Genomic DNA, 12,513 nt, shown 5'->3' with positions numbered 1-12,513 from the left:
CCCCCGGAACTCGCAGGTGGTGAGGCTTGCATCGTTGCGCACGGCCTTGGCCTGGTGGATGAAGAAGAATCGGCCGATGACACGCTGGGCCGGCGTGGGCGGGGCGTGGAAGTCCGGCATTCGCTGCTCGAAGGTCAGCGGCCCGAGGAGCGCGGTGAGATCCGTTGAGAGTTCGTCTTCTGTGGCCCACTGTCGGCCCCGGTTGAACATGGCGAATCCTGTGATCGACAGCCGCAGCATCTCCTCCTCGACCGCCGATTCCAACATGTCGCCGGCCAGCTCAGCATGGGATTTGTGAATCTCGCGTTCGGCGAAGCTCCGCAGGATTCGCTCGTACAGGTCGGCTTCGTCGAGTTCCTGCCCGCGCTGTTGAAGGGCGTTGTCCGTCGCGTCATACAGGGCCAGCATCAGCAGGAGCAGTGGTTGCATGGCCAGAGCCGGCTGGCGCAGTGCCGTCGCGGTGGGCAGTGGCCGTAGCCCGCGCCCGGCCAGGTAATCGGTGTTGTGCTCGTTCCAGACGGTCAGCCATTGCTCGACCTGCTGGTCGGTGAACGGTTCCAGCCTGACCGCGACCACACCGCCGGGCGGGATCCTGGCCCGGTCCGCGACCGCGATGCGGGTCGTGACCATGACAGTGACCGGGCGCTCCTGGTCTGCTTCCCGTTCCTGGAAGCGCGCGATCTGTTCGAGGTAGTCGGTCTGGCCGATGCCTGTGGCCTGGAGCAGCTCGTCGAACCCGTCGAGCAGGATGACGCACTGCGCGCCGTCGGCTGTTCTGGCCAGCGTCGGCCAGGTCAGGTTCTCGCCGGTCGCTTCCCTGATCGCGTACTCGATCTGGGATTGCAGGTCGGCATCGGCGGGGACATCGCGCAGCGCCACTCGCACGGTCAGGAAGTCACGGGCGGGGAGGCGAGCGGCGAGCACCTTGGTGAGCACCGACTTGCCCGAGCCGGGCTGGCCCAGCACGATCAGAGGGCTCCGGGTGGCGGCGGTCGAGGTCAGATAGCCGATGAGGAACTCCTGGAAGTCTTCCCGGACCGGGTGCCCCTCCCACCAGTCCTCCTGGCCGATCGGAACGGCGCGGGCGACCCCGGCGGCACGGAACCGAGGGTTGACGTACGCTGCCGCCAACGACGGGATGACCAGCCCGTCAGCGACGTCTCCCATTGCGACGACGGGCTTGTACAGACGGCGCCGGTAGCGTCTGGCCAGCGCCTGCCGCCGGTCGTCGGCGACCGCGGCGCCGGAGGCGATCCCTTCAAGGACCTGTCCCAGCCCTTCCAGTCCGGCGTGCAGCCGCAGGAGCCGGTCGTGGGTCGCGATGTGGTCGAGCCGGTTCGACCAGAACGCCACCTCAGGGAAGTCACCGGCGAGTCGGCGCAGGTGCTCCTCGTAGCGGCGCGCCGCGAGGTCGGGCACCTCGTCAGTCAGTGCGCGTTCGAGCTGCTCTGATGAGTCGAGCCGATCCCAGACGGTTGCCTCGCGTAGATAGGCGATCAGCCGAACGCCCAGTGAGGCGTAGTACGTCCGCAGCGTGTCGGGCATGCCGGCGCTGTCGAGGTGTACGGGTTCTCCGGGGATGTCGCTGTCGTTGAGCATGCCGGTGAGCGCGCGGAGCCGATCGGAAGAGGCTTGCTCGCCGGCGGCAAGGGTGACCTGTGCCGACTTGCCGAGCCTGAGCTCCTTGACCCCGATGGAGATCGTCACGGCGTTCAGGGATTCGAAGAAAGCTGTTAGAACGATCACCTTGTGAGCAGCGGTGAGTCGCTCGGTCCGGTCGAAGCGGCCCAGGCCACGCATTCGGTCTCCCAGCCCGCTGACCAGTGCCCCACTGAGCCGGGCCATCTCACCCTTGGCATCGAAGAGGTTGAGAGCGAACTCGACCCCGCCGCCGGTTGCCGCCAGCAGCACACCGCCGGTCAGTTTGTCCAGCGCGGTCACGAGCGAGCTGCCGGAGCCACCCAACAACTTCACCGCGTCGGCGTAGGAGAGCTTGCTCGGCACCAGGTTCTCCCTCGCGATCGCACGTCCTTTCATGCTGGCGGACCCGCGTGATCACGTAAAGCCTCGTTCTCCGCCCTCTCATCGGGCGGTTCGCTCGGGACATGCCGCGGTCGCCGTACGGCTTGCCGCGTACGGAGAATGCGGCTGCGTCAGAGCGGCGAAAAAGACACCTGTCGAATTCGCGTCCGACCTTAATGGAGAGTCGGATTCGCAGGGGGCGGAGAATGGTGTTTCGCGGGCGCGGCCGGCCTCCGTGAGACGCCGCACCTGAAGATCGCCTTGGCGTCGGCTCTGACCAGGGGATCTTCCGTCGTGGCGAGGTCTGTCCCATTAGCGCGGAACGATGGCCACATTCCGCGCCACCCCAAAAGTGGCGGGGAATCCGGAATTAGCATCGCGTGAGCCTGGCCACCCATCGCGGCCTGCGCCGGGACCGCTTCGGTCCCGAACCGACGATGAATCTGGAGAGTGCTGTGGGGATCACCTCTGAGCCGTACTTCGACGGCCGTGAAATGTACATGCTGCACGACATGTTCCGGCGGGAGTTCGGCCTCATGCCGGGACTGGTCCGCAATGTGTCGACCGGCGACCTCGAGCGTGCAGGGATCATCGCGAGTCACGTCGAGAGCGTGGCCACCGTCCTCCATCACCACCATCACGGCGAGGACGAGTTCGTCTGGCCGATGCTGGCCGAGCGCGTTCCCGCGGAACTCGAGCCCTTCGTCCATCTGATGGAGGAGCAGCACGAGAAGGTCGCGAAGGCGGCGGCCGAGGTGGACGAGGCGATCGCGACGTGGCGCGACCGTGCCACCGGCGAGTCCCGCCAGGCGCTGGCCGAGGCCCTCGACCGGTTGCTTCCCCTGCTCGGGGAGCACCTCAGCGCGGAGGAGGAGCACGTGGTCCCGCTCATGGAGAGCCACATCACCGCGACCGAGTGGAACCGGATCGTCCAGGCGGGGGCGGCGGGGGCCGACCCGGAGAGCCTTCCGCTGGGGTTCGGCATGCTGATGTACGAGGGCGATCCCGAGGTCGTCGACATCGCCATCGCCAACATGCCGCCCGAGGCTCGCCCGGTCATCAGGCAGATGGCCGCGGAGGCCTTCGCGGCCTACGCCGAGCGGGTCCACGGGACGCCGACCCCGCCGCGCAGCACCGAGTTGTGATTCCGGCGCGGCACCGATTCCGGAGTCGGTGCCGCCGCGGTGTCGCTCCCGTCGTGCCGCTGCCGTCGTGTCGCCGTCGTGTCGTGCAGGCGCTGTATCGCGCCGCCCTCTTTGTCGTGTCGCCGGAACGGCTCGCCCCCGTTCCGGCGGCATTCGCCGTACCGGAAATATAGTGATTTGTCGTTCGTAATGGTCATCCCCTAGTATCCCCCGGTTAGGTAAGCCTTACCTAGTTTGATCGAGTGAACGGGGCACCGGGGTGAGCGGCGGGCGATGAGGACGAAAAGGCGCCACGCCGTACTGGCGGGGTCCGCGCTGCTGCTGGCCGCCACCGTGTTGCTGAGCCTGGCTGCGGGCAGCCGGGGGATCGCGCCCGGCCGCGTGCTTGAGGTGTTGCTGCGCCCGGACGACAGCGACGCGAGCGCGATCCTGTGGTCCCTCCGGGTGCCTCGGACGATCATCGGGATCGCCGTCGGCGCGGGACTGGCCACGGCCGGGGTCCTGATGCAGGCGCTCACCCGCAACCCGCTCGCCGACCCGCGGATCATGGGCGTCTCCTCCGGGGCCTCGCTGGGCGTGGTCGCCGCCATCAACGTCTTCGGGATGACGACGCTTCCCGCCTACATCTGGTTCGGCATCGCCGGCGCCGCGCTGGCGGGAACCTTCGTCTACGCCCTGGCCGCCCGCACCCGGGACGGCGCCTCGCCGGTCACCCTCGCGCTCGCGGGCACCGCGCTGGACGCCTCACTGACCGGCGTGGTGATCGGGGTCCTCACGGTCAACGTGAAGACCTTCGACCAGTACCGCTTCTGGGCCGTCGGATCGTTGTCCGGCCGCCCGATCGACGTCGCCCTGTGGGTGCTGCCGTTCGTGGTGGGCGGAATCGTGCTGGCCTTTGGCGTGGCCGGCGGCCTGGACGCCATCGCCCTCGGTGACGACGTCGCCCGCGGTCTCGGCAGGAACGTCGGCCGGGTACGGCTGGCCGCCGCCGTCGCGGCGATCGTCCTGACCGGCGCCGCGGTCGCCGCCGCCGGGCCGATCGGGTTCGTCGGGCTCGCCCTTCCCCACCTGGCACGCGGGCTGGTCGGCGCGCACCACCGCTGGGTGATGGCCGTCTCGATGCTGCTCGGGCCTTCGCTGCTGCTGGGAGCGGACGTGATCGGCCGGCTGGTCGTACCGCCCGCCGAGATCAGAGCCGGGATCGTCACCGCGCTCGTCGGCGCCCCCTTCCTGATCCTGCTCGTCCGGCGCGGAAGGACGGTGACCGCATGAGGACCGCCATGCCGTCCTATCCGGTGGCGGGCCGCAGCGTCGTGAGCGCCGGGCCGCTGACGTTCGTGGTGCGCCGCCGATCGGCAGGGGTGTTCCTGCTGCTCCTCGCCCTCACTCTGGTCGCCGTTGTGCTGTCGCTCGGCGTGGGAAGCACGTTCGTGGCCCCCGTCGACGTCGTGCGCGCGCTCGCGGGCGACGGGCCCTTCACCCTCGTCGTCCAGGATCTGCGGCTCCCGCGGATCGTCGTCGCGCTCGCCGTGGGCACGCTGCTCGGGCTGTCCGGTGCGCTGCTCCAGGCGGTCAGCAGGAACCCGCTCGCCAGTCCTGACGTCATCGGAGTCAGCCAGGGCGCGGGATTCGCCGCGACCATCGTGATGAGCACCGACCTGGGCGCAGCGTGGCTGGGCCCGTTCGCGCTGCTGGGCGGCCTGGCCGCGGCCACGCTGGTGTTCACGCTGTCCTGGCGCTACGGCCTGGCCGCCCGCCGCTTCGTGTTGTGCGGCATCGCGGTCGCGCTGGCGACCAAGGCGCTCACCGAGATCTTCATCGTGGGCGCCGACGCGATCGACGGGCAGCGCGCCCAGATCTGGCTGGCGGGCAGCGTGGCGGGGACCGGCTACCCCGAGGCGCGGATCCTGCTGATCCCGCTGGTGGTGCTCCTGCCGGTGCTGTTGTGGGCCGGACGCGCGATGGACACCACCGCCCTGGACGACGAGGTCGCGCGCGGCCTGGGAGTGAGAGTGACGAACCGGCGCCTCCTCCTGGGCGTGGTGGGGGTCGTGCTGGCCGCGCTCGCCATCTCGCAGGCGGGGGCCGTCGACTTCGTCGCGCTCGTCGCCGCCCAACTCGCCCGCCGTCTCGTGCGCGCCGAACGCCCGCCGCTGGCCTGCTCCGCCGTCGCCGGAGGGCTGCTGACCGTGGTCGCCGACCTGGTCGCCCGAACGGCCTTCGCGCCCGTCCAGCTTCCCGTCGGCGTGCTCACCGCCGTCCTCGGGGGCCCCTATCTGCTGTGGCTGCTCGTACGGAGGACGCCCTGATGACGACCGAGCACCCGTCCCTTCCCGACGGCGGTGAAACGCGCTCGCCGGTACGGCTGGCCGCCCGCGAGCTGAGCGTGGGATACGGCAACAGGCTGATCATCGAGGGACTCGACCTCGAGTTGCCGGCCGGCGCCTTCACGGTCGTCATCGGCCCCAACGCGTGCGGGAAGTCCACCCTGTTGCGGACGCTGGCCCGGCTGCTCGCCCCTCGCGGAGGCGCGGCGCTCATCGACGGGGAGGACCTGCACGCGCAGCCCACCCGCGAACTGGCGCGCAGGCTCAGCGTCCTGCCGCAGAGCCCGGTCACGCCCGAGGGGGTGACCGTGGCGGATCTGGTCGCCCGCGGCCGTCAGCCGTACCAGCGGTGGTTCCGGCAGTGGGGTGCGGAGGACTCGGCCGCCGTCGAGCGGGCGCTGGCCCTGACCGGCCTGACCGATGTGCGCGACCAGAGCGTGGAGGCGCTCTCCGGCGGCCAGCGGCAGCGGGTGTGGATCGCCATGACGCTCGCGCAGGACACCGACGCGCTCCTGCTCGACGAGCCCACCACGTATCTGGACCTCGCCCATCAGGTCGAAGTCCTCGACCTGCTGCGGCGGCTGAACCGCGACGGCGGGCGCACCGTGATCGCCGTGCTCCACGACCTCAACCAGGCGTGCCGATACGCCGACCACCTCGTCGTCATGAAGGACGGCCGGGTGGTCGACCAGGGCCCGCCGGACAAGGTGATGAGCGCCGAGACGCTGGCCGACGTGTTCGGCCTCGGCGGGGTGGTGGTGCCGTGCCCGGTGACGGGCGCGCCGATGGTAGTGCCGGACGCGCCGGCGTAACTGAGAGCGATAGGAGAAGGACACAGTGAGGTTCCACGGATTCAGCCGGCTGCTCAGGGGGGTGGCCGTCGTGGCGATGGCCGGCCTGGCCCTGACCGCGTGCGGCGGCGGGAGCGGCGACTCCGGCTCGGCGGCCGGCGCGACGCGCACCGTGAAGCACGCCATGGGCGAGACGAAGGTGCCCGAGCACCCGTCGCGCATCGTGGTGCTCGACACCGACAAGCTGGACTCCCTCTACACGCTCGGCATCACTCCGATCGGCGCGGCCTTGCCGGACGAGCAGTCCGGTATCCCGAAATATCTGGGTTCGTCCTTTGCCACGATCAAGTCCGTCGGAACGCTCCAGGAGCCGGACCTCGAGGCGATCGCGGCGCTGCAGCCCGATCTGATCCTCGGTTCGAAGTTCCGGCAGGAGAAGTTCTACGACGAGCTGTCGAAGATCGCGCCCACCGTGTTCACCGAGAAGGTCGGCATCACGTGGAAGGAGAACTTCCTGCTGGACGCGGAAGCGGTCGGCAAGAAGGCCGAGGGTGAGCAGAAGCTCCAGGCGTACGAGGCCCAGGCCAAGGCCGTCGGGCAGGAGCTCGGCGACCCGGCCAAGCTGAAGATCAGCCTGATCCGCTTCAGGCCCGCTGAGATCCGCGAGTACGGGCCCGACTCGTTCGCCGGGATCGTGCTGAACGACATCGGCGTCGGCCGTCCGCAGGAGCAGCTCCTCGAGGGCAAGGCCGACCGGCGGTTCGCCCCGATCAGCCCCGAGCAGATCGACCACGCCGACGGTGACATGATCTTCGTGAGCGCGTTCGGGCCGGACGCCGCCAAGCAGCAGGCCGAGGTGACCGCCGGACCGTTGTGGAACAAGCTCAGCGCGGTCAAGGCAGGGCACGTGCAGGTCGTTGACGACGAGATCTGGATGACCGGCATCGGCGTCACCGCCGCAGGCAAGGTCGTCGAGGACGTCAAGAAGTACCTGACGCCGCTGATCCAGAAGTGATCGCGCGGGCGCCTGCCCGCGAACTCCATGGACGACCCCGACGGGGGCCGGCCGCCGGTGAACCCGGCCGGCCCCCGTCGGGGTCGTCTTTGCATTACCGCCTTTTTGCGATTAATAGGCCTTTTGTCAATTTTCGTCACGTACGTTGTGGCGCGGGAGAGCGAAGGACCGAAGAGTAGATAGCCGTCACATGCGAGACACCATCTCAGAGCCGCCGGCCCGGCCGGGTTCGCCGCCGAGCGGGATCCTGGCCGAAGCGCCGGGCGACGACTGCCGCACCGCGTTCCAGTCGCTGAAGGTCACCGTGCTGGGCAGGCCGACCACCGCCGCGCCGATGCAACGCTACGGAGGGATCGGGCCGCTCACCTTCGGCGACGCCGTCCACGGGGTGGACCTGCGGATCGAGGGCAGCGAGCTGCGCGCGGGCTACCATCTGCTCCTCCCGATCGCCGGGCACGCCGAGTCCCGCCACCGCGGCGTGGACGCGGTGGCGACGCAGGACACGGCGGTGGTCTACCGGCCTGAAGGCGAGACCACCCTGACGCGGTGGGCCGGCGACTGCCGGCTGGTCTGTGTGGGATTCGGGCGAACCGCGCTGGAACACGCCCTGGAGGCCCTGCTGGGGCACCGGGTGACCACGCAGATCGCCTTCGCGCCCACCCTGGACGTGACGAGCGGACGCGCCCGCAGCTGGGTGCGCATGCTCCTGATGCTCAACCACCAACTCGGCGACGCCGACAGCGTCGTCCTTCAACCGCTGGTCGCGCCGCCGCTCGTGGACGGCTTCATCCGCGGCTTCCTGCTGGCGACGGACTATCCGTACCGCGACAGGCTCGACCGTCCGGCCGAGGCGGGGCGCCCGGCCGTGATCCGGGCCGCGATCGACATCATGGAGGCCGAGCCGCAGACCCCGCTGACGATCTCCATGCTCGCCGCGCGGTGCCATGTCAGCGCGCGGACGTTGCAGGAGGGCTTCCAGCGTCACGTCGGGGTGCCGCCGATGGCCTACCTCCGCAAGGTCCGGCTGCGTCGCGCGCACGACGAACTGTGCGACGCGGACCCGTCCGTGCAGACGGTGGCATCGATCGCCCGATCCTGGGGGTTCGCGCACCTGGGCAGGTTCGCCGCCCTGCACCAGGCGGAATTCGGCGTCTCACCGGCCCGGGTCCTGCGTTCGTCCCGCTGAACCCGCTGAACCCGCTGAACCCGCTGAACCCGCGGATCGGCGGGTGCGGGTGCCGGCTCGGGCTAGCGGTACCCGTGCCGCCGCCCGCTCAGGCCGGCAGGGCGACCGCCCGGTCGTCGGCGCCCGCCGCGCAGGCGCCGGCCAGCTCGTCCAGGGACATGCCGAGCGCGGCGGCCAGAGCGGCGACGGTGAAGAACGCCGGCGTCGGCGCACGCCCGGTCTCGATCTTGCGGAGCGTCTCGGCGGAGATCCCGGCCGCCGCCGCGACCTCCACCATGCTGCGCTCGCCCCGCGCCTGGCGCAGGAGCGCGCCGAACCGCTCTCCGCGCTGCCGTTCCCACGGGGTCAAAGGAGTTCTCACCATGCCTGTGATACTAATACCGGTATAAGAATTGGATCGTTGGTGCTGGGAGTCGTACGAGATGGTCGAGATCAAGTCCGCGGACGCGCTGCAGGCGATGCGGGAGGCAGGGCGAGTCGTCGCGAACGCGCTCGCGGCCGTCCGCGAGGCGGCGGACGTGGGAGTTTCGCTGACGGAACTGGACGAAGCGGCCCGAGCCGTGCTCAAAAAGGCCGGAGCTGGTTCCCCCTTCCTGGGCTACCGGCCCGCCTTCGCCTTCAGCCCGTTTCCCGCGGTGATCTGCACGTCGGTCAACGACGCGATCGTGCACGGCATCCCCACCGGATACCGCCTGCGTGACGGCGACCTGGTCAGCATCGACTGCGGCGCCGAACTCGACGGCTGGACCGGCGACGCCGCGGACAGCTTCATCGTCGGCACGCCCCGGCCGGCCGACCAGGCCCTGATCGACGCCACCCGGGCGGCCCTCGCCGCGGGGATCGCCGCGGCGACGCCGGGCAACCGTCTCGGCGACATCGGCCACGCCATCGGGACCGCGGCGCGGTCGGCCGGTTGCGGCATGCCGAGGGACTTCGGCGGCCACGGCATCGGCCGCAGCATGCACGAGGATCCCCACGTGCCCAACAGGGGACGGCCCGGCCGCGGCTTTCCCCTGCGTCCCGGCCTGACGCTCGCCATCGAGCCGATGTTCATGGCGGGCGGGCGGGACGACTACCGCACCGCCTCGGACGGGTGGAGCCTGCACACCGTCGACGGCAGCCGGGCCGCGCACATCGAGCACACCGTCGCCGTCACGGCGGAAGGCCCCTGGATCCTCACCGCGCCCTGAAACCGCCTGCGCCGGAGGTCCGGTTCCGCGCCGGCGGTCACCGCCGGTCAGCGGAAACGTCGCCCGCCGACAGTCAGCAGGACCTCGCGGAGGGCGTCGGCGGCCCGCCGTACGGCGTCTTCGGGAACGTCGCGCAGGATCTCGCCGTGTGCCCGGACCGACGCGGCCATCGCGGCCTCCGTGACCCCCACGCCCTCATCGGTCAGGCGGACCCAGCGGCTGCGCGCGTCCTCCGTGTCCGCCTCGCGCTCGATGAGTCCCGCCGTCGCCAGTCGCTGCAGGACGTTGCTCGTTCCTCCTGAAGTGAGGAAGAGCGACCTGGTCAGCTCGCTGGGCTTGAGCCGGTACGGTTCGCCGACGCGACGCAACGCGGCCAGCACGTCGAACTCGGCGTAGGTCAGCCCGAACTCGGCGATCGCGGTCCTGGTCGCCTGTTCCAGCAACCCGCCGACGCGTGAGACCCGCTTGCTGAGCTCGAGCCAGGCCACGACATGCGGCGCCATGGTCGTCTCCCACGCCGGAACAAGCGCGTCGACCTCGTCTCGCTCCCCTTCGTGCACGCATCGAGAGTACCTCTCTCACCAGATTGCTTTTGAAAAAGCTTTTCTTTAAGCTTTCTATATGGCTAAAAGACTGCTCATTCAGGGCGGCGTCGCCGTCGACACCGACCCCGTCGACACCGACCCCGTCGCCGCTGCTCCCGCCGACGTGCTGATCGAGGACGGCCGGATCGCGGCCGTCCGGCCGGGCCTGCCCGAACCAGAGGGAGCCGAGGTGGTCGACGCGCACGGCATGCTCGTGCTGCCGGGTTTCGTCGACACCCACCGGCACACCTGGCAGGCGGGGATCCGGGCCATCGGCCCCGACATCGGCTTCCCCGGTTATCTCGAGCTGGTCCTCGGGCGGCTGGCGCCCGCCCACCGGCCGGAGGACGTCTACGCCGGCAACCTGGCGGGAGCGCTGGAGTGCCTCGACGCGGGCATCACGACGCTCGTCGACTGGTCGCACATCCAGTTCACGCCCGATCACACGGCGGCCGCCGTCGAGGCGTTGCGCCGATCGGGGATCAGGGCCGTCTTCGGCTACTGCCACCCACAGGGCGGCGATCCGGAAGCGTCGGCCGCGCGAGGACGCCGGGTGTACGACGAGCACTTCGGCACGGCGGGCGGCCTGGTGACGATGGCGATCGCCCCACTGGGTCCGGAGATCGTCAGCGAGGAGGAGGCGCTGCACGAGTGGGGCCCGGCCCGCGACCTCGGCCTGCCCGTGACCGTCCACATGGGCTACGACGCCGACCGCGCCGACCGCGGACTCGACTTCCTGGAGCGAAACGGCCTGCTCACCCCGGGGACGAGCTACGTCCACGGCAACCACTACTCGGACGAGGCGCTCAAGCGGATCGCCGACAGCGGGGGAGGGGTATCCGTTTCACCCGTCGTCGAGGTGGAGCTGGGGCTCGGCTACCCGGTGACCGGGCGTGTGGTGGCGGCGGGGGCTCCGGCGGGGTTCGGGGCGGACACCGTGGTCAGCGGGCCCGGTGACATGTTCAGCCTGATGCGGGCGGCGTACGCCCTGGAGAGGGCGCGGCCGAACCCCGGTTTCACCACGCGTGACGCACTGCTAGCGGCCACCCTCGACGGAGCACGGACCGCAGGGCTCGGTGACGTCGTCGGGTCCCTCGGCGTGGGCAAGCAGGCCGACCTGGTGCTGCTGCGAACCGACCTGCTCGGGGTGGCCCCGGCTCACGACGCGGTCGGCGCGGTGGTGCTCTCCGCGGACACCCGGTCGGTCGACACCGTCATCGTGGGCGGCCGGATCGTCAAGCGGGACGGCCGGTTGCTCGACCATGTCGTCGAGGACGTGCTGGGCCCCCTCGCCGAGTCCGCCGCCCGCCTCGCCGCGGTCTAGCCGCTCCGCTCCGGACGGAGCACCTGGGTCCTGTCTCCTCAGGCGACGCCCGCGCCGACCCGGCCCGCCAGCGTCCGCAACCGCTGCTCCGTCACCGACCTCTTCGGCGCGGTGTACGTGCACAGCCGCTGGCCGGGGTCGGTGGGGAGCGGGAACGACTCGAAGGTCAACAGGAGGTCGCCCACTTCGGGGTTGCGGACGGCCTTCGTGCCGAGGTTCGGATCCAGCACGGTCTGGTCGGCCCACAGACGCCGGAACTCCTCGCTGGAGTCCCGCAGGTCGCAGATGATCCGCTGCACGCGGGCCTGGCCGGTGTGCTGCCCGGCGTCCGACCTGAGCGTCGCCACGGTCAGCTCCGCCATGTTCCGCCACTCCGGATACAGCGCCCGGGCGTCGGGGTGGAGGAAGACCAGGTGGGCGGTGTTGAGCTCGGCCTCGTCGAGCGCGTCCAGGTCGAACGTCAGCCTGGCCGCCAGCCGGTTCCAGGCCAGGATGTCCATGCCCGGGCCGGACACGAAGGCGGGGACGGTGTCGTCCATCGCGTCCAGCAACTCCCGGATCTGCGGCCGCACCTCCGGCCGGGGGCCCGCGATGCACTCGCCGTTGGCGGCTCGCCGCCGCGGCGCCGTGATGTTGCGCAGGTACGTGTGTTCCGCGGGGGTGAGGCGCAACGCCCGCGCGACGGCGTCGAGGACCGAGTCGGAGATGGCGTGCGCGCGGCCCTGCTCGATGCGCGTGTAGTAGTCGACGCTGATCCCGGCGACCTGGGCGACCTCCTCGCGGCGGAGCCCGCGGACCCGCCGGCGGGCGATGCCTTCGGGGAGCCCCAGGTCGGCGGCGGCGAGCGCCGCCCTTCGCGCCTTCAGAAACGGAGTGATCTCGTCAGCGGCATGCCCCATGCCTGCCATACAAGCACACGAATTCACCGC

At 70.5% G+C, this 12,513-nt stretch carries 12 protein-coding genes; 8 read left to right on the top strand and 4 right to left on the bottom strand.

The features are described from left to right. Positions 1-2,037, bottom strand: a 2,037-nt coding sequence (locus Pka01_RS38455; RefSeq protein WP_373318244.1) for an NACHT domain-containing protein, incomplete at its 3' end; no start/stop codon positions are given. 440 nt (positions 2,038-2,477) lie between these two features. On the opposite strand from Pka01_RS38455, the gene Pka01_RS38450 reads away from it, so the two are divergent. From Pka01_RS38450 to Pka01_RS38425, 6 genes are all read left to right on the top strand, one after another. Next, positions 2,478-3,167 carry a hemerythrin domain-containing protein gene (locus tag Pka01_RS38450; RefSeq protein WP_203887935.1) on the top strand — a complete coding sequence of 230 codons (690 nt, stop codon included), beginning with the start codon at positions 2,478-2,480 and terminating at the stop codon, positions 3,165-3,167. A 273-nt stretch (positions 3,168-3,440) separates the two neighbouring features. After that, entirely contained in the window at positions 3,441-4,439 is a 999-nt protein-coding gene (locus Pka01_RS38445) for a FecCD family ABC transporter permease (protein ID WP_203887934.1), read from the top strand. Beyond that, a complete protein-coding gene (locus Pka01_RS38440; protein ID WP_203887933.1) occupies positions 4,436-5,476 on the top strand; it encodes a FecCD family ABC transporter permease in 1,041 nt (346 codons plus the stop codon). Before Pka01_RS38445 ends, Pka01_RS38440 begins: the two co-directional genes overlap by 4 nt. Continuing rightward, complete coding sequence (locus tag Pka01_RS38435) at positions 5,476-6,306, top strand: ABC transporter ATP-binding protein (RefSeq protein ID WP_203887932.1); 831 nt, start codon at positions 5,476-5,478, stop codon at positions 6,304-6,306. Before Pka01_RS38440 ends, Pka01_RS38435 begins: the two co-directional genes overlap by 1 nt. Positions 6,307-6,331: 25 nt before the next feature. Beyond that, positions 6,332-7,300 carry an ABC transporter substrate-binding protein gene (locus Pka01_RS38430; RefSeq protein ID WP_239116169.1) on the top strand — a complete coding sequence of 323 codons (969 nt, stop codon included), beginning with the start codon at positions 6,332-6,334 and terminating at the stop codon, positions 7,298-7,300. A 190-nt stretch (positions 7,301-7,490) separates the two neighbouring features. Beyond that, the gene (locus tag Pka01_RS38425; RefSeq protein ID WP_203887931.1) at positions 7,491-8,486 is read left to right on the top strand and encodes a helix-turn-helix transcriptional regulator; all 996 of its coding nucleotides are present in this window, start codon (positions 7,491-7,493) and stop codon (positions 8,484-8,486) included. Between the two features lie 88 nt (positions 8,487-8,574). On the opposite strand, the gene Pka01_RS38420 is transcribed toward Pka01_RS38425, so the two are convergent. Further along, on the bottom strand, positions 8,575-8,850 hold the full coding sequence (locus Pka01_RS38420) for a helix-turn-helix domain-containing protein (RefSeq protein ID WP_203887930.1): 276 nt from the start codon (positions 8,848-8,850) through the stop codon (positions 8,575-8,577). Between the two features lie 58 nt (positions 8,851-8,908). Here Pka01_RS38420 and map point away from each other — a divergent pair, with 58 nt between their 5' ends. Then, a complete protein-coding gene (map, locus tag Pka01_RS38415) occupies positions 8,909-9,676 on the top strand; it encodes a type I methionyl aminopeptidase (RefSeq protein ID WP_203887929.1) in 768 nt (255 codons plus the stop codon). Positions 9,677-9,723: 47 nt separating this feature from the next. Here the strand turns inward: map and Pka01_RS38410 are convergent, their stop codons facing one another. Continuing rightward, a complete protein-coding gene (locus Pka01_RS38410) occupies positions 9,724-10,236 on the bottom strand; it encodes a MarR family winged helix-turn-helix transcriptional regulator (protein WP_203887928.1) in 513 nt (170 codons plus the stop codon). Between the two features lie 61 nt (positions 10,237-10,297). On the opposite strand from Pka01_RS38410, the gene Pka01_RS38405 reads away from it, so the two are divergent. Beyond that, positions 10,298-11,584: an amidohydrolase family protein gene (locus Pka01_RS38405; protein WP_203887927.1), complete on the top strand. Its 1,287-nt coding sequence runs from the start codon at positions 10,298-10,300 to the stop codon at positions 11,582-11,584. Positions 11,585-11,622: 38 nt separating this feature from the next. Here the strand turns inward: Pka01_RS38405 and Pka01_RS38400 are convergent, their stop codons facing one another. Next, entirely contained in the window at positions 11,623-12,483 is an 861-nt protein-coding gene (locus tag Pka01_RS38400; protein ID WP_203887926.1) for a helix-turn-helix domain-containing protein, read from the bottom strand. Between the last annotated feature and the right edge of the window lie 30 nt (positions 12,484-12,513).

This window comes from Planotetraspora kaengkrachanensis (assembly GCF_016862895.1).
Lineage (GTDB): Bacteria > Actinomycetota > Actinomycetes > Streptosporangiales > Streptosporangiaceae > Planotetraspora > Planotetraspora kaengkrachanensis.
The sequence above is the reverse complement of the archived record's forward strand: the minus strand, read 5'-3'. Positions and strand labels throughout refer to the sequence as shown.